Source organism: Psychrobacillus sp. NPDC096426, assembly GCF_044762745.1.
Classification (GTDB): Bacteria; Bacillota; Bacilli; order Bacillales_A; family Planococcaceae; genus Psychrobacillus.
In genome coordinates this window covers 36661-59524 of record NZ_JBIWEX010000001.1, presented here as the reverse complement: position 1 = coordinate 59524, position 22864 = coordinate 36661, and the positions used below count along the sequence as shown (strand labels likewise).

General features: G+C 37.7%; 22 protein-coding genes. 21 read left to right on the top strand and 1 reads right to left on the bottom strand.

Translation table 11 applies throughout. The annotated features are described in order from the left end of the window. The first annotated feature begins 37 nt into the window (after window positions 1-37). From dnaK to recO, 20 genes are all read left to right on the top strand, one after another. Window positions 38-1870, top strand: a complete 1833-nt coding sequence (gene dnaK / locus ACIQYS_RS00300; protein ID WP_402973131.1) for a molecular chaperone DnaK — start codon at window positions 38-40, stop codon at window positions 1868-1870. Window positions 1871-2280: 410 nt separating this feature from the next. After that, window positions 2281-3399 carry a molecular chaperone DnaJ gene (dnaJ, locus tag ACIQYS_RS00295; RefSeq protein ID WP_402973128.1) on the top strand — a complete coding sequence of 373 codons (1119 nt, stop codon included), beginning with the start codon at window positions 2281-2283 and terminating at the stop codon, window positions 3397-3399. A 14-nt stretch (window positions 3400-3413) separates the two neighbouring features. After that, entirely contained in the window at window positions 3414-4358 is a 945-nt protein-coding gene (prmA, locus tag ACIQYS_RS00290; RefSeq protein ID WP_402973125.1) for a 50S ribosomal protein L11 methyltransferase, read from the top strand. Window positions 4359-4368: 10 nt separating this feature from the next. After that, window positions 4369-5109, top strand: a complete 741-nt coding sequence (locus tag ACIQYS_RS00285) for a 16S rRNA (uracil(1498)-N(3))-methyltransferase (RefSeq protein ID WP_402973122.1) — start codon at window positions 4369-4371, stop codon at window positions 5107-5109. 15 nt (window positions 5110-5124) lie between these two features. Continuing rightward, a complete protein-coding gene (mtaB, locus tag ACIQYS_RS00280) occupies window positions 5125-6468 on the top strand; it encodes a tRNA (N(6)-L-threonylcarbamoyladenosine(37)-C(2))-methylthiotransferase MtaB (protein ID WP_402973119.1) in 1344 nt (447 codons plus the stop codon). Window positions 6469-6552: 84 nt separating this feature from the next. Continuing rightward, window positions 6553-7224 (top strand): deoxyribose-phosphate aldolase, encoded by a 672-nt coding sequence (gene deoC / locus ACIQYS_RS00275; RefSeq protein WP_402973116.1) that lies wholly within the window; start codon window positions 6553-6555, stop codon window positions 7222-7224. Between the two features lie 104 nt (window positions 7225-7328). Next, window positions 7329-7502 (top strand): 30S ribosomal protein S21, encoded by a 174-nt coding sequence (rpsU, locus tag ACIQYS_RS00270; protein ID WP_004227078.1) that lies wholly within the window; start codon window positions 7329-7331, stop codon window positions 7500-7502. Between the two features lie 165 nt (window positions 7503-7667). Then, window positions 7668-8993 carry an NfeD family protein gene (locus ACIQYS_RS00265; RefSeq protein ID WP_402973112.1) on the top strand — a complete coding sequence of 442 codons (1326 nt, stop codon included), beginning with the start codon at window positions 7668-7670 and terminating at the stop codon, window positions 8991-8993. Continuing rightward, window positions 8993-9997 (top strand): flotillin-like protein FloA, encoded by a 1005-nt coding sequence (gene floA / locus ACIQYS_RS00260; RefSeq protein WP_402973109.1) that lies wholly within the window; start codon window positions 8993-8995, stop codon window positions 9995-9997. Before ACIQYS_RS00265 ends, floA begins: the two co-directional genes overlap by 1 nt. Window positions 9998-10027: 30 nt before the next feature. Continuing rightward, window positions 10028-10465, top strand: coding sequence for a hypothetical protein (locus tag ACIQYS_RS00255; RefSeq protein WP_402973106.1), 438 nt, complete (start codon window positions 10028-10030; stop codon window positions 10463-10465). Between the two features lie 50 nt (window positions 10466-10515). Beyond that, window positions 10516-10755 (top strand): hypothetical protein, encoded by a 240-nt coding sequence (locus ACIQYS_RS00250; RefSeq protein ID WP_402973104.1) that lies wholly within the window; start codon window positions 10516-10518, stop codon window positions 10753-10755. Beyond that, entirely contained in the window at window positions 10755-11861 is a 1107-nt protein-coding gene (locus ACIQYS_RS00245; RefSeq protein ID WP_402973102.1) for a sporulation protein YqfD, read from the top strand. The genes ACIQYS_RS00250 and ACIQYS_RS00245 overlap by 1 nt, the downstream gene beginning before the upstream one ends. After that, window positions 11858-12814: a PhoH family protein gene (locus ACIQYS_RS00240; protein ID WP_402973100.1), complete on the top strand. Its 957-nt coding sequence runs from the start codon at window positions 11858-11860 to the stop codon at window positions 12812-12814. Before ACIQYS_RS00245 ends, ACIQYS_RS00240 begins: the two co-directional genes overlap by 4 nt. 1136 nt (window positions 12815-13950) lie before the next feature. Then, entirely contained in the window at window positions 13951-14838 is an 888-nt protein-coding gene (locus ACIQYS_RS00235; protein WP_402973098.1) for a DUF4097 family beta strand repeat-containing protein, read from the top strand. Between the two features lie 257 nt (window positions 14839-15095). Beyond that, window positions 15096-17207, top strand: a complete 2112-nt coding sequence (locus ACIQYS_RS00230) for an HD family phosphohydrolase (RefSeq protein WP_402973096.1) — start codon at window positions 15096-15098, stop codon at window positions 17205-17207. Between the two features lie 20 nt (window positions 17208-17227). Further along, window positions 17228-17713: an rRNA maturation RNase YbeY gene (ybeY, locus tag ACIQYS_RS00225; RefSeq protein WP_402973094.1), complete on the top strand. Its 486-nt coding sequence runs from the start codon at window positions 17228-17230 to the stop codon at window positions 17711-17713. After that, window positions 17700-18065 carry a diacylglycerol kinase family protein gene (locus ACIQYS_RS00220; RefSeq protein WP_402973092.1) on the top strand — a complete coding sequence of 122 codons (366 nt, stop codon included), beginning with the start codon at window positions 17700-17702 and terminating at the stop codon, window positions 18063-18065. Before ybeY ends, ACIQYS_RS00220 begins: the two co-directional genes overlap by 14 nt. Window positions 18066-18076: 11 nt before the next feature. Next, on the top strand, window positions 18077-18484 hold the full coding sequence (locus ACIQYS_RS00215) for a cytidine deaminase (protein WP_402973090.1): 408 nt from the start codon (window positions 18077-18079) through the stop codon (window positions 18482-18484). Further along, the gene (gene era / locus ACIQYS_RS00210) at window positions 18471-19391 is read left to right on the top strand and encodes a GTPase Era (protein WP_402973088.1); all 921 of its coding nucleotides are present in this window, start codon (window positions 18471-18473) and stop codon (window positions 19389-19391) included. Before ACIQYS_RS00215 ends, era begins: the two co-directional genes overlap by 14 nt. Window positions 19392-19614: 223 nt before the next feature. Beyond that, window positions 19615-20397 carry a DNA repair protein RecO gene (recO, locus tag ACIQYS_RS00205; RefSeq protein WP_402973086.1) on the top strand — a complete coding sequence of 261 codons (783 nt, stop codon included), beginning with the start codon at window positions 19615-19617 and terminating at the stop codon, window positions 20395-20397. A gap of 118 nt (window positions 20398-20515) precedes the next feature. Here the strand turns inward: recO and ACIQYS_RS00200 are convergent, their stop codons facing one another. After that, on the bottom strand, window positions 20516-21898 hold the full coding sequence (locus ACIQYS_RS00200; RefSeq protein ID WP_402973084.1) for a glycine--tRNA ligase: 1383 nt from the start codon (window positions 21896-21898) through the stop codon (window positions 20516-20518). Between the two features lie 318 nt (window positions 21899-22216). Here ACIQYS_RS00200 and ccpN point away from each other — a divergent pair, with 318 nt between their 5' ends. Next, window positions 22217-22855, top strand: a complete 639-nt coding sequence (ccpN, locus tag ACIQYS_RS00195) for a transcriptional regulator CcpN (protein ID WP_402973082.1) — start codon at window positions 22217-22219, stop codon at window positions 22853-22855. Window positions 22856-22864: the final 9 nt, after the last annotated feature.

The following is a 22864-nucleotide window of genomic DNA, read 5'->3' as shown; positions in this document are numbered from 1 at the left end:
ATGACTATAAGCACTTTATATTTAGGAGGAACTATTTATGTCTAAAATTATTGGTATTGACTTAGGAACAACAAACTCATGTGTATCTGTACTAGAAGGCGGAGAGCCAAAAGTAATTCCAAATCCTGAAGGTAATCGTACAACTCCATCTGTTGTAGCATTCAAAAATGGCGAAAAACAAGTTGGGGAAGTAGCAAAACGTCAATCGATTACAAACCCAAATACAATTGCTTCTGTAAAACGTTTAATGGGTACAACAGAAAAAGTAACAGCAGAAGATAAAGATTACACTCCACAAGAAGTATCTGCAATGATTCTTCAATATTTGAAAGGATTCGCAGAAGAATACTTAGGAGAAAAAGTTACAAAAGCAGTTATTACTGTTCCTGCTTACTTTAACGATGCAGAGCGTCAAGCAACAAAAGATGCTGGTCGTATCGCTGGTCTTGAAGTAGAACGTATTATTAACGAACCAACTGCAGCTGCTCTAGCATATGGTTTAGATAAAATGGATCACGACGAAAAAATCCTTGTTTATGATTTAGGTGGCGGTACATTCGACGTATCTATCCTTGAACTTGGAGACGGTGTATTTGAAGTTCTAGCAACAGCTGGGGACAACCGTCTTGGTGGGGATGATTTTGACCAAGTATTAATGGATTATTTAGTACAAGAATTCAAAAAAGAAAATGGTATCGACTTATCACAAGATAAAATGGCAGTACAACGTCTAAAAGACGCTGCTGAAAAAGCGAAAAAAGATTTGTCAGGTGTTACATCAACTCAAATCTCACTTCCTTTCATAACAGCTGGTGAAGCTGGACCACTTCACTTAGAAGTTACAATGACTCGTGCAAAATTTGATGATTTAACAGCTCATTTAGTAGAACGTACAATGGTACCAACTCGTCAAGCGATGAAAGATGCTGGATTATCTGCTTCTCAAATCGATAAAGTAATCCTTGTTGGTGGATCTACTCGTATTCCTGCAGTACAAGATGCGATTAAAAAAGAAACAGGTAAAGAGCCACATAAAGGTGTAAACCCAGATGAAGTAGTAGCAATGGGAGCTGCTGTTCAAGGTGGAGTATTAACTGGTGATGTAAAAGACGTTGTATTACTTGACGTGACACCACTTTCTTTAGGTATTGAAACAATGGGCGGCGTATTTACGAAACTAATCGAACGTAATACGACAATTCCAACTTCAAAATCTCAAACATTCTCAACTGCAGCAGATAACCAACCAGCAGTAGATATTCATGTTCTACAAGGTGAACGTCCAATGGCAGCAGATAACAAAACACTTGGTCGCTTCCAACTTGCGGATATTCCACCAGCTCCACGTGGCGTACCACAAATCGAAGTAACATTTGATATCGATAAAAACGGTATCGTAAATGTTAAAGCAAAAGATCTTGGAACTGGAAAAGAACAAAACATTACGATTCAATCGAACTCTTCTTTATCTGATGAGGAAATCGAGCGTATGGTAAAAGAAGCGGAAGCTAACGCAGAAGCGGATAAAGTTCGTAAAGAAGAAGCTGAAGTGAAAAACGAAGCAGATCAATTAGTATTTATGACAGAAAAAACATTAAAAGACTTAGAAGATAAAGTGTCAGAAGAAGAGAAAAAATCAGCGGAAGACGCAAAAGAAGCATTAAAAGCTGCTTTAGAAGCTGGTAACTTAGAAGATATTAAAGCGAAAAAAGATGCATTAAACGAAATCGTTCAACAGCTTACAATGAAGTTATATGAACAAGCACAAGCGGAAGCTGCAGCAAATGGTGGCGCTCAAGCTGATGCAAATGACGACGGTGTTGTAGACGCTGAATTTGAAGAAGTAAACGACGATAAAGACAACAAGTAATTAGTGAGTTAGTTAGTCGGTAAGGAAAAGTCAAAGACCGTATTCGGCTTTGGCTTTTCTTACTGTTTAGGAAATAATAATTTTTAAAACATGTGGAATAACTTTCTACAAGAACATCTACGTCTAGACTCCAGCGCCTTGCTCCTGCGCACAGCTCGTCGCAGAAGAGCGTTGCCCCTCGGGGTCAAATGTGAAAAAGCTGTGGTGGCTGAGGAGCTGCCTCCTTGGCCCGCACGACGCGGGTTATGTCTGCCTTGCCACACGATGTGGCGCACTTGGCAGACCTACCCCATTCCCATTTGCCCGTCGGGGCAGAGACAGGCGCTTCCGCATTTGTAACAGTTTAGACTAGATTATTTTTCCGTGTTACAATATTCATTATGAGTAGGTAAAGAGCAGGAGAGTGAACAATGGATAAACGTGATTATTATGAAGTACTTGGAGTATCCAAAAGTGCTTCTCAAGATGAGATAAAAAAAGCGTATCGTAAGCTTTCTAAACAATATCATCCGGATATTAACAAAGAAGCAGATGCTGATACGAAATTCAAAGAAATTACAGAAGCATATGAAGTATTAAGTGACGAACAAAAACGAGCGCAGTACGATCAATTTGGTCATGCCGGTCCAAACCAAGGTTTTGGTGGATTCGGTGGAGGAGACGGCTTTGGTTTCGAAGATATTTTTAGCTCATTTTTTGGTGGTGGGGGATCAAGAAGACGCGACCCAAATGCACCTCGAAAAGGAAACGACCTTCAATATTCCATGACAATTGAATTCGAAGAAGCTGTTTTTGGAAAAGAAACAGAAATTGATGTTGCAAAAGAAGAAACATGTGATACATGTTCCGGAACTGGTGCAAAACCAGGAACTCAACCTGAAAAATGTTCGCATTGTAATGGTCATGGTCAAGTAAATGTAACACAAGACACTCCATTTGGACGTATTCAAACGAAACGCGCATGTCATTATTGTGAAGGTACTGGGAAACTTATTAAAGAAAAATGTTCAACTTGTCACGGAAAAGGTACTGTAAATAAACGCAAAAAAATTAAAGTCACAATTCCAGCTGGTGTGGACGATGGTCAACAACTTCGTGTAAGTGGTCAAGGTGAACCTGGCGTAAATGGTGGACCGGCAGGTGACCTATATATTGTATTCCGTGTAAAAGCCGATCCACGGTTTGAACGAGATGGCGACGATATTTATTATGAACTACCACTAACATTTGCTCAATCTGCACTAGGGGACGAAATAGAAGTACCTACCGTTCAAGGGAAAGTGAAACTAAAAATTCCTGCAGGTACGCAATCTCAAACTACATTCCGCCTAAAAGGAAAAGGTGTCAAAAATGTCCACGGTTATGGCACTGGCGATCAACATGTTGTAGTGAAAGTAATAACACCGAAGAAATTAACGGAAAAACAAAAGCAATTACTTCGTGAGTTTGCAGAAATTAGCGGGGATATTCCGGAAGAGCAAGGCAGTTCATTATTTGATAAAATCAAAAGAACGATAAAAGGCGAATAAAGGAGTGGGCGCAAGTGAAATGGTCTGAACTATCCATTCATACGACGAATGAGGCAGTGGAAGCAATAAGTAATATTTTGCATGAGGCTGGGGCAAGTGGAGTAGTTATTGAAGATTCGGAAGAGTTATTAAGAGAAAGAGAAGATGTATTTGGTGAAATCTATAGCTTAAATCCAGACGATTTCCCTGTAGATGGCGTTCGAGTGAAAGCTTATTTAGCGGAAACTAGTTTTCTACTGGAAACAGTAGAAGAGATCAAACTTGCGATTAACAACTTACAAAACTTTAATATCGATCTTGGTCATAATCGTGTAACCGTGCAAGAAGTAGATGAAGAAGATTGGGCTACTGCTTGGAAAAAATACTACCATCCAGTGAAAATATCGAATCGTTTTACAATCGTACCTACTTGGGAAGACTATGAGCGTGTGAATACAGACGAATTGATCATTGAACTGGATCCAGGAATGGCATTTGGAACAGGAACACACCCTACAACTGTTATGTGTTTACAAGCACTTGAAAAAACAGTGCAAAAAGGAAACAGCGTCATTGATGTGGGGACTGGATCAGGAGTTCTTTCCATAGGAGCAGCAAAATTAGGAGCTACATCCATTCATGCACTAGATCTGGATGAAGTAGCTGTTCAATCTGCAAAAGAAAACATCGCACTAAATAAAGTTAACGACATGGTTCAAGTAACACATGGTAATTTACTAGATAATGTAAAGGAACAAGCAGATATCGTCGTTGCGAATATATTAGCAGAAATTATTATGACGTTTACAAACGATGCCTATTCTATCGTAAAAGATGGTGGACTATTTATTACGTCAGGTATTATTGCAACGAAAAAAGAAGATGTTCGTAATTCCTTGCAGCAAGCAGGATTCGAAATTGAAGAAGTAATGATGATGGAAGACTGGGTTACAATCATTTCTAGAAAGCTTGTTAAGTAAGGAGACACTTATGCAACGTTATTTTACAAATGAACCTTTAGAAGAAAATAATACAGTGACGATTTCAGGAGAAGATGCGCATCATATGATTCAGGTGATGCGCATGTCTTCTGGAGATGAAGTTTATGTAGTTGCAGGTGGTAAAACCTATACAATGACCATTATTGAAGGAACCTCCAAATCTGTACTTTTACAAATAAAAGAAACACATGAACAATCCAATGAAATGCCTGTGAAAGTTTCCATCGTTTGTGGGCTACCCAAGGGCGATAAGTTAGAGTTGATTACCCAAAAAGCTACGGAGCTCGGGATGCATACACTTTATCCATTGGAAGCAAAACGCTCTATCGTGAAATGGGACAAGCAAAAAAATGAGAAAAAAATTGCTCGTTTACAAAAAATCGCAAAAGAAGCCGCGGAACAATCTCATCGTTCTTTTATTCCACTAATACATAAACCAATCTCTTTAACCGAGCTTTTGGAAATTTCCAAATCGTATGACGTGAAATTTGTTGCAGATGAAGAAGACGCAAAGCTGATCAAGCGACAAAAGTTTGCCGACCAATTAAAAAAGGTGTATGATAAACAATCGATACTAATCGTTTTTGGCCCAGAAGGTGGGCTCGATCGACAGGAAGTACAACTATTGCTAGAAAATAAGTTTCAACCCATTGCGCTTGGACCAAGGATTCTACGAACAGAAACTGCACCGTTATATGCGCTAGCTGCAATTTCTTATGAATATGAATGAAAGAGGTGTGAGGACTTGTCATCCGTTGCATTCCATACTTTAGGCTGTAAAGTTAACCACTATGAAACAGAGGCTATATGGCAACTATTTAAAGAAAACGGTTATGACCGTACTGATTTTGAAAAACAATCAGATGTATATGTGATTAATACATGCACAGTAACAAATACTGGAGATAAAAAAAGCCGACAAGTGATTCGTCGGGCGATTCGTCAAAATCCAGATGCTGTTATTTGTGTAACAGGCTGCTACGCACAAACGTCACCTGCTGAAATTATGGCAATTCCAGGGGTAGATATCGTCGTAGGAACACAAGAACGTACGAAAATGCTTGATTATATTGAACAGTATAAAACAGAGCGTAAGCCTATAAATGCTGTCGGGAATATTATGAAAAACCGAGTATACGAAGAGTTAGACGTTCCTGCTTTTACGGATCGTACGCGTGCATCATTGAAAATTCAAGAAGGCTGTAACAACTTCTGTACTTTCTGTATTATTCCGTGGGCTCGTGGATTAATGCGTTCAAGGGATCCAGAAGAAGTGGTTCATCAAGCCCAGCAACTTGTAGATGCAGGTTATTTAGAAATAGTATTAACTGGCATTCATACCGGTGGTTATGGTGAGGACTTAAAAGACTATAATTTAGCCCAACTACTAAGAGATATCGAATCGAAAGTAAAAGGATTAGAACGCCTTCGTATTAGTTCGATTGAGGCGAGCCAATTAACAGATGAAGTAATTGACGTTTTACGAGATTCTAAAATTGTCGTAAGACATTTACACATTCCGATTCAATCTGGTTCAGATACTGTACTCAAAAGAATGCGTAGAAAATATACGATGGAGTTTTTTGCGAATAGATTAGATAGACTAAGAGAAGCACTTCCTGATTTAGCAATTACATCAGATGTAATTGTTGGTTTCCCAGGTGAATCAGAAGAAGAATTTATGGAAACATTTAACTTTATTCGGGACCAAAAATTCTCAGAACTTCATGTGTTCCCTTATTCGAAACGAACTGGTACACCTGCTGCAAGAATGGACAATCAAGTAGATGAAGATATAAAAAATGAACGTGTTCACCGTTTAATCGCGTTAAATGACCAATTAGCTGCAGAATATGCATCCCGTTTTGAAGGGGAAGTATTAGAAATTATCCCGGAAGAAAAATATAAACTAGATCACGAAAGTAATTTATATGAGGGATATACAGATAATTATTTGAAAGTGGTCATTCCTGGTTCTGAAGAGTTAATCGGAAAACTAGTACGTGTGAAAATAACAAAGGCTGGTTATCCATATAATGAAGGGCAATTTGTTCGTGTACTTGAAAATGTAGAAGAACAACTCGTATAAGTCAGTGAGAATAATCTCACTGGCTTTTTTTTAGATTCTCTATTATGATAAAGAGGTACGTACAACTTGGAAGGAGATTATATAATGACTCAAAATATTGCAGCATTAATCGACCATACATTATTAAAACAAGACGCAACTAGAAACCAAATTGAAAAACTTTGTGAGGAAGCAAAAACATATACGTTTGCATCAGTTTGTGTAAATCCAACTTGGGTAAATGTAAGTGCGAAACTATTACAAGATTCACCAGTAAAAGTTTGTACTGTAATTGGATTCCCGCTTGGTGCAAGTACAACAGAAGTAAAAGCATTTGAAACGACAAATGCAATCGAAAATGGTGCAGAAGAAATCGATATGGTTATTAACGTCGGTGCTTTAAAAGATCGAGAATATGACTACGTGCAAAAAGATATCGAGGCTGTAGTACAAGCTGCAAAAGGAAAAGCAATTGTGAAAGTTATTTTAGAAACTTGCTTATTAACGGACGAAGAAATTTTGAGAGCTAGTGAAATCTCAAAACTTGCAGGAGCGGATTTTGTCAAAACTTCTACTGGGTTTTCAACAGGTGGTGCAACGGTAAGTGCCGTGAAGCTTATGAGAAGTGCAGTTGGACCAGAACTAGGAGTAAAAGCTTCAGGTGGTGTTCGTAGCCTATCAGATTTACAGGCAATGGTAGACGCAGGAGCAACTAGAATTGGTGCAAGCTCAGGTGTAGAAATTGTACAAGGGTTGGAAAGTAAATCTGATTATTAATTTTGTATCAAAGTATTGACCAGAGTTAAAGTATACGGTATAATTTTTTAGTACATAACACAAGGTTATGTGCTTGACGTGTGTTCGGAGGGAGGGAAAAAGAGATGTCAAAAACTGTCGTTCGTAAAAACGAATCGCTTGAAGATGCTCTTCGCCGCTTCAAACGTACTGTATCTAAAAGTGGTACAATTCAAGAGGTAAGAAAGCGCGAGTTTTATGAAAAACCAAGCGTGAAACGTAAAAAGAAATCAGAAGCTGCACGTAAACGTAAGTGGTAAATTAATCCCAACCATCCCTACGTTCAAAACACGTACTGTATGATTAACATTTACAATTATGTAAACCGAGAAAATTTATTTTCTCGGTTTATTTTCATTTTATGAAACTTTTGTTGTTCTCATCCGTAAACGTTAATATACATATAGATGAAGGGAGGTTTAAGGATGAAATTGTCACGGTACATTATTTCTTTCTGTTTATTGTTATTTTCATTTTTCCTAGTTGCTCCTTCTGTCATTGCCAATTCTCCCACTGTTTATAAAATTCCGGTCTATAAAGAAGTGGAAAAAGGCTTATACGCTTTTCTGAAACGATCGATAGAAGAAGCGGAAGATGCAAAAGCAGATGCTATAATATTTGAATTGAATACACCGGGTGGATTTGTAGATTCAGCGGAGAAAATAACTAATTTACTCGACGCTACTTCCATTCGAAAAATTGCCTATATTAACACGGAAGCATTATCGGCAGGGGCATATTTAGCACTACATACAGATGAGATTTACATGACCCCAAGTGGAACGATTGGCGCTGCAGCTGTAATTGATAGTGCCGGAAATGCTGCAGATGAGAAAGCAAAAAGTGCCTGGAAAGCGAAAATGATCAATGCAGCCGAGCTTACTGGTAAAAATTCGGTCTATGCGCAAGCGATGGTAGATGATTCGGTTGATTTGCCAGAGTTTAGAGCTGGTCCTGGTCAATTATTAACGCTTACTTCCGCTGAAGCGCTAGAAGTAGGTTACTCGAATGGGACGGTTAAATCATTAGGAGAATTGCTAGAGAAAACGAATCTTGCCAAGGCGAATGTCGTTGAAACAGAAGAGACATTTATGGAATCAGTTGCACGATTTATTACACATCCAATTATCGTGCCGATTTTATTATCTATTGCAAGTTTAGGATTAATCGTTGAACTGTATTCTCCGGGTTTTGGAGTTGCTGGAACGATGGCGCTAATCTCAATTGGACTTTTCTTTTTTGGACATCTAGTTGCTGGTCTTGCAGGCTATGAAACAATAATTATTTTTGTTATTGGTGTTCTCTTAATCATAGCCGAATTCTTCTTGCCTGGTGGAATTAGTGGTATATTAGGTGCAGCTGCTATTATTTTTAGTATAATACTAGCAGGAGGCAATATTGTGCAAATGAGTATTGCTGTATTAATTGCTTTAACAGTAGCTATAATGGGAATGGTGATTATTATGAAATTCTTTGGTAAGCGGTTGAAAGCGTTTAACAAGATTATCTTGTCAGACGCTACAACAACGGAGCAAGGATATGTGTCCAACGAAAATCGAATTGATTTAATTGGCAAAGTGGCCGTTACTATGACAGCCCTTAGACCAGCCGGAACTATACGTATCGACAATGAGCGAATCGATGCAGTATCCGATGGTAGTTTTGTAGCGAAGGATAAACATGTTACAATTATTAAAGTAGAAGGCTCTCGTATTGTCGTACGAGAAGTCGCAGAAGAGGAGGCAACATAATGATATTTTCAGGAGGTACAATTGGATTAATCGTCATTATTGTTTTAGCATTTATTGTGCTATCAGTGTTCTTTACGTTTTTTCCAATAACACTATGGATTTCAGCACTTGCGGCTGGCGTAAGGATTAGTATTTTTACACTTGTAGGGATGAGGTTACGTCGAGTAATTCCATCACGCATTGTAAACCCGCTTATTAAGGCACATAAAGCCGGAATAAAAGTGGCTATCAATCAATTAGAAAGCCATTATTTAGCAGGTGGTAACGTAGACCGCGTTGTAAACGCACTTATTGCAGCGCACCGTGCAAATATTGAACTAACATTTGAAAGAGCTGCAGCAATCGATTTAGCTGGTCGAGACGTATTAGAAGCGGTACAAATGTCGGTAAACCCGAAGGTAATTGAAACACCATTTATTGCAGGGGTTGCGATGAATGGGATTGAAGTAAAAGCAAAAGCACGTATTACTGTTCGTGCCAATATTGACCGTTTAGTCGGTGGTGCAGGGGAAGAAACTATTGTTGCACGTGTTGGGGAAGGTATCATTTCCACAATTGGTTCTAGTAGTAGTCATGAACGAGTACTAGAAAATCCGGACCTAATATCCCAAACAGTTCTTGCTAAAGGACTTGATTCGGGTACTGCATTTGAAATCCTCTCGATTGATATTGCGGATGTTGATATAGGCAAAAATATTGGGGCAGAACTTCAAACGGAGCAAGCAGAAGCAGATAAGAAAATTGCACAAGCGAAAGCAGAAGAACGTCGTGCAATGGCCGTAGCCTCTGAGCAAGAGATGAAAGCAAAAGTAGTAGAAATGCGATCGAAAGTTGTAGAAGCAGAAGCAGAAGTACCACTGGCAATGGCAGAAGCATTAAGAGAAGGAAATATTGGTGTGATGGATTATATGAACTATAAAAATATCCAGGCGGACACTAGTATGAGAGACTCCATTAGTAAAGTCGGAGGAGATAAACCTTCTACGGGAGAGTTGAAAGACTAGTTTAAAACCGCGGAAAGGAGGTCTTTCTCCTTGGAACAATTAATTATTTTCATTATCATCGGTATTATTAGCGCTATGTTTGGCAAAAAAAAGCAGGATCAAAAAAATGTACCAAAACCGGTCAAAAAAGTTTCATCACAAAAACCATTTGCTGACAACCCGTTTAAAAATTTAGGAGAATTAGCAAAAGAGTTTAAACAAGAACAACAAGCGGAACTTGAACGTAGAATACCGGTTATGAAGAAAGAGCCTGTGGTTATTGTACCAGTGGAAAATGTTCAACGTGAAGTGAATCGCGATCAAGGTGTGCCAAGGTCTTCTGGACGTTTATCTGTTCACCAAGGAAATAGAGCAATCGTGAACGCTACCAAACCAATGATGGCGAGCGTTTTACCGGAAACGAAGGATGATCTTGTTCGAGCGATCATTTTATCTGAAATATTAGCACCGCCAAAATCGAAAAGATAACTCATGAACACCCCTTTACATGCATAAATTCATGTAAAGGGGTGTTTTTTATGAAACAGTTATTTCCACTCCATGCGAGTATTATGATTGATAATTTTAGCGATATTATTTTAGATTACGAAATAACCCTTCTTAAGTTAAATGAAACCAGCGTATTATGTTCGTATGATCATTATTTATTGGAAATTAATGCAGATAGCGTACAGATAAAATCGCTTTCTTCTGACCGCTTACATTTAACTGTAGAAAAGCTTCACTCTTTTATTATAACTAGGAAGGATCGTACGTAATGGCAAGCCTTATACGTGTACAAATACCGATGACAACAGATCAATATGCATTATTTCAACGTTTGTTTGCTATTAATATTCACGTATATAGCGTGTATAGCAGGGAAAGTTATTTATACTTCTCAATAAAAAAGAAAGACCTAAAGGCTTTTCGAAAAGTTAGAAAAGAAATGAAAATAAAAGTAGCCCTAGTGGATGAAACAAAAAAAGGAATTATCTCACCTTATTCATACTCACTCATTGGCGTCGCCCTATTTTTCGTCATACCTATCCTATTTGCGCAGTTTATTTGGACAATTCATATTGAATCGGATTCACCAGAGAACAATATCTTGCTATATGAAGAACTAAAAGCGATGAATATTAAAGAGAAAATGCTTGCTTCTTCGTTGCCAACAGAGCAAGAAATAAGACAAAAAATATTGTTGAAGTACAAGGAGTATTCATGGGTGCATTTTGCCCAGTCAGGTTCCACGCTGATCGTATCGCCGATGCTTGCACCAATTCAAACTGAACGAGAAATAAAAGACGCACCCCCAGTCCATTTAATCGCAAAGAGAAGTGGAGTCATTACAGATTTTGAACTAGTAAAAGGAGTAAGGGCAGTACCAAAAAATATGGCTGTTAAAAAGGGAGATACACTCGTAAATGGGTTTGTGACACAAGGAGATAAACGAATTATTACGAGTGCTGAAGGAAAAGTATATGCAAGTTATTGGATTGAACTCCAGTTTGAACTGCCCAAAAAAGTAGCAATCGTAAAGCCAAATGAAAGAGAACTGCTTATTCAAAAAAAGGGGAAATCTAACGAGCCATATTGGAAAGAAATCACACTTCCTTCTTTCTTGCGAAACTATGTAGAGGCTGGATATGTTCAAAAAAATATAGAAGAGACATTCGAGCTAAACGAAAAGTCAATGGAACGGTTAATACGCCCGTTACTTTTTCAAAAAATAATCAATGACTTGCCTGCAGGTACTCAAATATTAGAAGATAAAGTTTTGCAGGTATCTATACAAAATGATAAAGTAAAAGGGAAGGTCTTATTATTAGTAAATGAAAATATTGCAATACCACAAGTTATACCCCAAGGAGACGAAGCATGAGCGAACAAAAACAATTCGATATAAATTTGCAGGACCCGACTGAAGCAGTGATGCTTCTCGGAATATCAGATAAAAACGTAAAGCTTATTGAAGCGGAACTAAAGGTACAACTCATTACAAGAGGCGAACAAATTCAAATTGTTGGTGAAGAGAAAAATGTAGAAGAAGCGAAAAAACTAATGGTACAACTTCTAGCTGTTATTCGCAAAGGGATCAATATTAACCTACGGGATGTTACTTCTGCTGTTGAAATGAGCTTGAATGGGACGATTGAATATTTTTCAAGTCTGTATGATGAAGAAATTGCAAGGAATACAAAAGGGAAGGCTATTCGTGCGAAAACGATTGGTCAACGAGAGTATATACAAGGAATTCGGCACTCGGATTTAACGTTTGGAATTGGTCCAGCGGGAACAGGTAAAACGTATCTTGCAGTTGTGATGGCAACACAAGCTTTGAAAAATGCACATGTGAAAAAAATCATTTTAACACGTCCTGCTGTGGAGGCAGGAGAAAGTCTAGGTTTCCTACCTGGAGACTTAAAAGAGAAGGTAGATCCATACTTACGTCCGTTATACGATGCACTGCACGATGTGCTTGGAACGGAACAAACGGATCGGCTAATGGAACGTGGTACAATTGAAATTGCACCACTTGCCTATATGCGGGGTCGAACATTAGATGATGCTTTTGTTATTTTGGACGAAGCACAAAACACAACGAAAGCGCAAATGAAGATGTTTCTAACACGCCTTGGTTTTGGTTCTAAAATGGTTATTACGGGCGATAAAACGCAGATAGATCTACCGAAAGGTGCTGAATCTGGGCTCATCGTTGCCGAGAAAATTTTACACCATGTTTCTGGTATTCATTTTCAATACTTAGAACAAGGAGATGTTGTCCGTCATCCGCTAGTCGCTAAAATTATACAAGCATATGATGAACAGCAATAATATTATTATGAAATTATTAATTACCAGAGGACCTAAGCAGAGCTAGCGTCCTCTGGTATTTTTTTATCGCTTAGGTAACTATAAAAATTTAGAAGTGTGGATAACTTTTTTAAGTAACATAAGATATTTCATTTTTTATATTGAACGTAATATAGGGATAATGCGTCTTTAAAAAACTCTGTTAAGAGACCGCTATGATTTTCGCTGCAGGCGGACGCTTTCCTCCAGGTGAGCGATGAGCCATTACCGCCGCTTACGCGTACGTTGTGATGGCTCATTTGCTCACTCATCCGGCAGGAGTCGCCGCCTTCCGCTACAATCAACGAAACATGCTAGCTAATTAGCGTTTAGCTAAACAAAACAAAAAGAAATATTAGAACCGCTGCACGAAGGTAAAAGTGGCAGCTATAACTATATGAAAAAATTACTTATTAAACAGTGAACATGAGCTTCACTATTATGAATTAATAAATAATGTATATTTTAGTAATATATGGTCGTCTCCTATTAAGTAAACTCTTTGATATGGGAAATGATTGCTTCCATTCCTAAATTGGTTGCTCTCGTGCTAATTTGGTTGCTTCCCTTATAGAACTAGTTGCTTTCGATGACGAGTTTGTTGCTCTTATCCACTTACTGGATAAATTTTCACAAGATACTTACTAATAAGATTTTCCTCTTCGATTCAAGTAAAACTTTTGGTTTATTAAGCAAGAAACTAATTAGTCAGCAAGCTCCTTTGATTTTCGCGGAAGGGTGGCGACTCCAGTGGGATGAAGTGAGACAGATGAAACTTCACAGCGCACGCGTAGCGTCGGTGAGGGTTCATCGCTCACCCCACGGAAAGCGTCCGCCCTGTAGTGAAAATCATTGCGGACACTTTATTCAACTTGTTAAGACGCATTATCTCTAATATGTGCGCCATTCCATTCATCGTTTCCATTTGCCATATTGGGGCAGAGACAGGCGCTTGCGCTTTTGTTCTTCTGTTAAGAGCATGTCCCTCATCTCCAATCTATTTGTTTATGTCTATTCGATTATTAATTTTGTCCTATGTACCTATTATAAAATTGATTCAATTGATATACTTTTCTATGAAAGTATTTTTTTCTTTATAATTTGGAAAGGAGAAAAAAATGAAAAAGGTAATTATAAGCTTGCTCATAGTAATTATCGTTATTGGGTTGTCCTCGTTTTTATTTTTGAGGTTCCCATTTGAAAAAGTTTCTGTAGCAGAAGAACGAGAGATTGAAGTGAATGATAAATCATTGGTGACTGTTCAATCGAATTCAGCGGATATTAAAATTATACCAACTTCAACAGACAAAGTAATCGTGACGTTAAAAGGAGTAATTAGTAAAGAGTTAGAAGAACAATATCAATTAAATATTGTTGAGAACAAGGACAAGCTTGATATTAGGTACTTACGAAAAGACGACAGTTTAGGAATAACATCTGGTATGGAAAAAGATGTATGCTTAACAGTTTCTTTGCCACAAAAAGTTTACAATGAATTGATAATACAATCCGTTTCAGGAGATATTAAAGCGGAAAAATTTAAAGCTGAAAATCTTGAACTAGAATCAATTTCAGGAGATGTAACACTTCAGGAATTTCAATCAGAAGGATTTGTATCCATTCAATCAACGAGTGGTGAAGTTATTTTAGAACAAAACGAGATAAATCAGTATTCCATTCAAACGAGTAGCGGGAGAGTAGATTTAAATGCTGTGACATCTCTAGATGGACTGATTAAAACGAAATCAGGAAAGGTAACGGTAACATCTAAAACGATTAATAATACACTTGACATTACAACTACAAGTGGAGATATTAGTACGATTTTTGAGGAAAATCCAGAATCAATTACACTCAATTATAAAGGAACCTCAGGTAAACCAAACATTAATCTAGAGGGTATTGTTTATAAAAGTAAAGATGAACATAGTATTGTTGGAATCATTGGTGACGGAGATAAAAAAATAACTGTAGAATCGACTTCAGGAGATTTTACAGCAAAATAATATTTCCTAAAATAAAAATATGAAAATAGTCTTCAGCGGACGTTATAATATGGAAAGCAACAGTGCGCTAGTTTACTGTTGCTTTTGTTTATACTTAGGAAATAATAAAAATCTAAGGCATGAATAATACTTTCTACAATTGATTCTCCGTCCAGACATAGGCGATTGCGCTTTTGTTAATTTTCAGGAAATAGTAATGACTAGTTTTAACTTTAAGGTATAATATAAGGACAAGCTGTGAAGGAGCTGAGTTTAAAGTGAAAACCATTTTACTAAAATGGAGAGAATGGCGCAATAATAAGTATCTCCCTTTTGTTATCATTCTCTTAACAGCGGTTTGCATGTTCTTTTTATTAATAGGTAATGTGAAAGAAAGTAAATATGATATAGAACGATTCAAACTCTCACCTGATACGATACGTTCTGTTAAAACGATGGAAGACCCCGTAAAAACGGAAGAAGAAAGAGAAAAAGTTGCATCAGAAGTTCTTCCAGTCTATCAATTTCAAGACGAAATTGCTGATAACCAGGCCGCGATTATCCGCTCTATTTTTGACAATGTTCTTGAAGTGAAAAAAAATCCTACTGATGAATTAACAGAAGAAGTGGCAGCTACATCACTTGCGAAATTGAAAGTTGAAATGGACGTATTAGCAGAAAATGCAAGTATCATTCCTTTAAGCGATGAAATGTTAACTATTTTATTGAAGCAGTCGGCTCCTGTTTTGCGTGAGTCGAAGGAGAAATTGGCCACTATTGCAGAAAAAGTATTAGATGAACCAATACGTACGGAAAGTATTCCGGCTGCGCGTGAAAAAATTGCTACCCAAGTTACAAATACATTTGGATTTTCCGCAGAGTATATGAATATCCTTATTAATATAGCGCGTGGTGCAATTGTAGCAACGGAAATCGAAAATGAAGAGCTAACGGAGTTGCGTATTGAACAAGCTAAGGCAAGTGTGGAACCGACGAGAATTCTACAGGGGCAAATTCTTGTTCAAAAAGGAGAATTAATAGACCGGGAAGTTTATAGGCAGATTGAATTACTCGGGATGCTAACGGATAAAACATCTTATAAGCCACCAATTGGTGTTGGATTGTTCGTTGTACTCACGATGTGGATTCTATTTGCACAAACATTTCGTAAGAAAGAGAAAACTATTACGAACGCTAAAAACTTAGTTGTCGTTGCTTTTAGTTTAATCGTTTCTGTATTAATCATGAAAGTGTTACAATTAGTTGCTTATAATTTTGATGTAGTCATTGCGTTTATATTCCCAACTGCAATGGTTTCCATATTTGTTTACTTATTAGTAAATGAACGTGCAGCACTTGTTACTAGTTTTGTTGTTGCTGCTTATGCGGGCATTATTTTCCAAGAAGGTTATACGAATGTATTTCAAATGGAAATATCGTTATACATATTATTTGGGAGTATAGCAGGTATTTTCGCGATGCAGCGAACACATAATAATTCTCAAATATTTAGAGGAAGCTTTATTGTTTCAGCAGTGAACCTGTTATTTATCTTATTTTATTTATTAATGACAAAAACGACGTATCAATTTTCCGATATTCTGTTTTATGTTGGTGTAGCTGTATTATCAGGTATACTATCTGGGGCACTAACGATTGGAATATTACCATTTTTTGAATCTGTATTTGGCATTTTGTCGACGATGAGGTTAATCGAATTATCCAATCCGAATCATCCTTTATTAAAAAAGATATTAACCGAAACTCCTGGAACGTATCATCATAGTTTAATGGTCGCAAACTTAGCAGATGCAGCATGTGAAGCAGTTGGTGCGAATGGTCTACTAGCGCGTGTAGGTTGCTATTATCATGATATTGGAAAAACGAAAAGGTCAGGATTTTTTATCGAAAATCAAACAGGTGGTTACAACCCACATGATAATTTACCGCCAGAAACGAGCCGTGATATTATTATTGCACATGCCGTGGATGGTGCAGAAATTTTACGGAAACATAAAATGCCAAAAGAACTAATCGATATTGCGGAACAACATCACGGAACAAGCTTGCTTAAATTCTTTTACTATAAAGCAAAGGAAATGAAAGAAGACATACTTGAAGGACAGTATAGGTATCCGGGACCGAAACCACAAACGAAGGAAATTGCAATTATTTCGGTTGCGGACAGTGTAGAGGCTGCTGTCCGTTCTATGAAAGAACCAAACGCAGAAAAAATTAGGGAAATTATTCAATCCATTATTAAAGACAAATTATTAGATGGCCAATTTGATGAATGCGATCTATCGTTAAAGGAAATAAAGAAAATGGAAGAAAGTTTCTGCACAACGATGAATGGGACATTCCATTCCCGTATTGAATACCCAAAATAAAGAGGTTAGGGGCTAAAAGAATGCTAGAACTAGATTTAATGGACGAAACAAATACACTATCTGAAGAAACGATGACGCTCGTTGAAAAAGTATTAACATCTGCCGCTACGCAATTAGCAGTAAAAGAAGGGAGTGAAGTGAGCGTTACATTTGTAACGAATGAGGCTATTCAAGAGATCAATAAAACATATCGCCAAAAAGATATGCCCACTGATGTCATTTCATTTGCGATGGAAGAAATGGGAGAAGGTGAAATCGAGATCAAAGATGCAGATATCCCGACATTGCTTGGTGATATTATTATTTCAGTTGAGCGCACAACAGAACAAGCAGCTTCCTATGGACATACATTTGAACGGGAGCTATGCTTTTTAGCTGTCCATGGTTTCTTGCATTTGCTTGGCTACGATCACGGGACAGAAGAACAAGAAAAAGAAATGTTCGGCTTACAAGAAACGATTTTACAAGCGTTTGGTTTAAAGCGTGAAGGCCATGGACTTTCGTAAGTTTTTTAAGTCGTTTTTATATGCTTCGCAAGGTGTTATGCATGTTGTTAAAAGCGAACAAAACTTCCGTTTCCACATATTAGCTGCGATAATTGTATCAATAGCAGGTTTACTTTCTCGATTATCGAAATGGGAATGGATAATTATTATCATGTTAATATGTGGTATGTTCGTGATAGAATTAGTAAACGCGTCGATTGAGCGTGTCGTTGATTTAACATCGCCTGAACTACATCCGCTTGCCAAACAAGCAAAGGATTTAGCAGCAGGGGCGTGTCTAGTGTATGCTATATGCACAGTAATCGTTGGTTTAATCATATTTATCCCGAAATGGTCGGGAATATTATTTTAGAGGTGAACAAGATGAACAAAGAAATGTTATTAGAGGCATCTAAAACGGCGAGAGAAAAAGCGTATGTGCCTTATTCAAAATTTAAAGTTGGAGCAGCACTATTAACGAAAGATGGGGAAGTGATTCATGGTTGCAATATTGAAAATGCATCTTTTGGATTGACGAACTGTGCAGAACGTACTGCTATATTTAAAGCGGTATCTGAAGGGAAAAAAGATTTTGCTGCGATTGCGATTGTTGCTGATACAGAAGGACCTGTCTCTCCTTGCGGTGCATGCAGACAAGTACTAGTAGAATTTTGTGATAAAGATATGCCGGTTTTATTAACGAACTTGAATGGTGAAGTATTAGAAACGACAGTTGCAGAGTTATTACCGGGCGCATTTAAGACGGAGGATATGGAATATGGAGCAAAATAATAAAGGGTTTAAATCGGGATTTATCTCGATTATTGGACGTCCAAATGTAGGGAAATCCACGTTTTTAAATCGAGTAATTGGCCAAAAAATTGCCATAATGAGTGACAAGCCTCAAACAACTCGAAACAAAGTACAAGGTGTCTTAACATTAGATGACAGCCAAATGATTTTCATTGATACACCAGGTATTCATAAACCAAAGCATAAACTTGGTGACTTCATGTTAAAAGTAGCAAAAAATACACTTCGTGAAGTAGATGCTATTTTATTCATGGTGAATGCAACAGAACCAAGAGGTAAAGGCGACGAATTCATTATTGATATGCTTGAAAAGAATGAAACGCCTGTTTTTTTAGTAATTAATAAAATCGATCAAGTACATCCAGACGATTTAATTGCTATTATTGAATCATATAAAGACAAATATAACTTTGCGGAAATTGTACCAATATCCGCATTGCAAGGAAATAATGTAGATCGTTTGCTTGAAACAATTCAAAAATACTTGCCAGAAGGCCCTCAATATTACCCTGCGGATCAAGTAACAGATCACCCAGAACGATTCATCATCTCTGAATTAATTCGTGAAAAAGTACTCCATTTAACGCGAGAAGAAATTCCTCATTCTATTGCGGTAGTTATTGATAAAATTAAAAAAGAAGAAGACACGGAAAAAGACATGATTCGTGTTATGGCTACGATTATCGTGGAAAGAGACTCCCAAAAAGGGATTGTTATCGGGAAAAGAGGCGCACTTTTAAAAGAAGTAGGCACTAGAGCACGCCATGATATCGAAATGCTACTTGGAACGAAAGTGTTTTTAGAATTATGGGTAAAAGTGCAAAAAGATTGGCGCAATAAATCGACCCATTTACGAGATTACGGATTTAGAGAAGACGAGTATTAAGAATTGAAAAGCGGAAGCGCCTATGTTAAAGGAATACAGTCTAAGTTCGCGACATCGTGTCGCAACGACTGTATGACCTGCTTCGTGCAGGCCTCCGACAGGCAAATGGGGAAAAGCGCGGAAGCAGCTCTTCAGCCACCACAAGCGATTTTGTTTGCGACGAGCTTGCGCAGGAGCAAGGCGCTGGAGCTAGACCTAGTTACTAAGAAGGAAGGGAAGGCTTTTGCTTCAAAAAGTAGAAGGCATTGTCTTACGGACCTCATCTTACGGAGAAACGGATAAAATTGTCACTATATTTTCAAGAGAATTAGGAAAAAGGGCAGCCATGGCTCGAGGGGCAAAAAAACCAACGAGCCGCCTGTCTTCTATATCCCAACCTTTTACCTATGGTTATTTTTTAATTCAGCAAGGTAGAGGAATGGGGACGCTACAGCAAGGTGAAATAATTGATTCGATGCGATCGATTCGAGAAGATATTTTTACGACTGCGTATGCAAGTTTCATCATGGAACTAGTAGATAAATTAATTGATGATGAATATCCAAAACCCCAAATATTTACTATTTTGCAAGAAGCAATGGAGGCTATTTCCGAGGAGTATGATCCAGAAGCAATTAGTTTATTTGTAGAATGGAAGATGCTACCTATTGCTGGGATTTATCCAGTGTTGCATCAATGTGCCAACTGCGGAGCAACCGACGGAGAATTTGCGTTTTCTTTTGCTCAAATCGGTTTTTTATGCCACCGGTGCTTTTCGGTCGATCCATATTTAATAAGGTTAACACCGGCACAAGTAAAGTTAATCCGCACTTTCTATACCGTTCCTATAAGCCAAGTTGGAAAGCTTACGTTAAAAAAAGAAACAAAGGGCTTTATCAAAAAAATCGTCCGAACCATTTATAATGAACAAGTAGGAGTTCGTTTGAAGTCCCAAGGGTTTTTAGATCAAATGGAGAAAACACCAGAATTTTTTAATCCAAAAAAAGATCCAAGTGTAGAAGAGTAATTCTTCGAACTTGGATTTTTTTGCATGTCGAAATTTGGGCTATCATCGAACAAAATTAGATTATCAACCCCAACTAAAAAAACCAAATTAGACATCGTCTAATTTGGTTTTTTTACCATTAAAATTGTAATTGTTCTTCAATATAAGCTTTTACATCAGCAATCGGCATTCTTGTTTGTTCCATTGAATCACGATGACGAACAGTTACTTGACCATCAGTTTCTGAATCGAAATCGTATGTGATACAGAATGGTGTTCCGATTTCGTCTTGGCGACGGTAACGTTTACCGATTGATTGAGATTCGTCGTAATCTACCATAAAGTGCTTACTTAAATCGGAGAACAACGCCGTTGCACCTTCGGATAACTTTTTAGATAAAGGTAAAATTGCTGCTTTCACTGGAGCTAAAGCAGGGTGGAAACGCAATACCGTACGCTTATCGTCACCTTCTAATTGCTCTTCGTCATACGCTTCACAAAGGAAGGCTAATGTTACACGATCTGCTCCAAGAGAAGGCTCGATGCAATATGGTACATATCGTTCATTCGTAATAGGATCGATATAGTTAAAATCTTCCCCAGAATGCTCCATATGCTGTTTTAAATCAAAGTCGGTACGGTCAGCGATACCCCATAGCTCTCCCCAACCAAATGGGAATTTAAATTCGATATCTGTCGTCGCATTAGAATAGTGAGACAGTTCATCTTCAGAATGGTCGCGTAAACGAATGCTATCTTCTGCAACGCCTAAATTTAATAGCCAATCTTTACAATAGTTACGCCAGAACTCAAACCATTCCATATCTTCACCAGGTTTACAGAAAAACTCTAGTTCCATTTGTTCGAATTCTCTCGTGCGGAATGTAAAGTTACCAGGAGTAATTTCATTACGGAAGCTTTTCCCTACTTGCGCAATACCAAATGGCATTTTTTTACGCACAGAACGTTGCACATTTTTGTAGTTTACAAAAATACCTTGTGCTGTTTCAGGACGTAAGAAAATTTCATTTGTAGAAGATTCTGTTACCCCTTGGAATGTTTTAAACATTAAGTTGAATTGACGAATATCTGTATAGTCAAACTCTCCACAAGAAGGGCATACTATATTATGTTCTTTCATGATTTCTTCCATTTTTTCAAATGAAAGCCCATCAATAACCATTTCAATACCTTTTTTATCAAGTGCATCTTCGATAATTTTGTCCACACGATGACGAGATTTACATTTTTTACAGTCGATCATCGGATCATTAAAATTACCGATATGTCCAGATGCTACCCACGTTTTGGGATTCATTAAAATGGCTGCATCCAATCCTACATTGTACGGAGATTCTTGGACAAATTTTTTCCACCATGCTTTTTTAACGTTATTCTTCAATTCCACACCTAGTGGACCGTAATCCCAAGTGTTTGCAAGTCCGCCATAAATTTCGGATCCTGGGAATACAAAACCTCTTTGTTTTGCTAAGCTAACTACTGTTTCCATTGAAAATTCCATAACAAACCCTCCAGTTTTTTGATTGCTTCCAAAAAGAAAAAACTCGTCTCCGGGCCAAATTAGCCCGGGGACGAGTTTTTATAACCCGCGGTTCCACCCCGATTGATTGTATAGTACAATCCTCTTTAAAAGCATAAGCTCAGAGCTGCCGTTTCCTGTCTTGTGGACTTTCACTATCACCACTCGCTAGATTACAGTACTTATAATGCTCTTCAACGCTTTATTATTTGTTGTTATTGTAACACGAGCCTGTTTACTTCGCAATAAAGGAGTAAGTAGTATATAATAATTTAGTATTAAGCATAACTTTTTGAGGCGGTGATTCCAATCGAACTCAACAAACGGCAAAACGAAATTTTGGACATTGTTAAAGGAAATGGACCTATTACAGGTGAACAAATTGCAGAACGACTTAAGTTAACTAGGTCTACCCTGCGACCAGATCTTGCTATTTTAACAATGGCTGGCTTTTTAGACGCCAGACCGCGCGTTGGTTATTTTTATTCTGGTAAAAAAACAAGCCAAGCTATTTCAGATAATATCGCCCAGATGGTAGTAAAAGACTTCCAATCCATTCCCGTTGTTGTAGAAGAAAGCATGACAGTATATGATGCTATTTGTCATATGTTTTTAGAAGATGTAGGGTCTTTATTTGTCGTGGATAAGCAATCTCTTTTGTCTGGCGTACTTTCAAGAAAAGATTTCTTACGTACAAGCATTGGAAATCAGGATTTAAATAAACTCCCAGTACATATGATTATGACTAGGATGCCGAATATTACGTATTGTACAAAAGAAGATACACTTATTGAAGTGGCAAATAAACTAATGAGTCGACAAATAGATTCATTACCAGTAATAAAAGAACGTAAAGATGGTTTAGAGGTAGTTGGAAGAGTTACGAAAACAAATATTACACGTGCTTTCTTGTCTTTAGCCGATGACCATGACTTATAAGGAGTGACA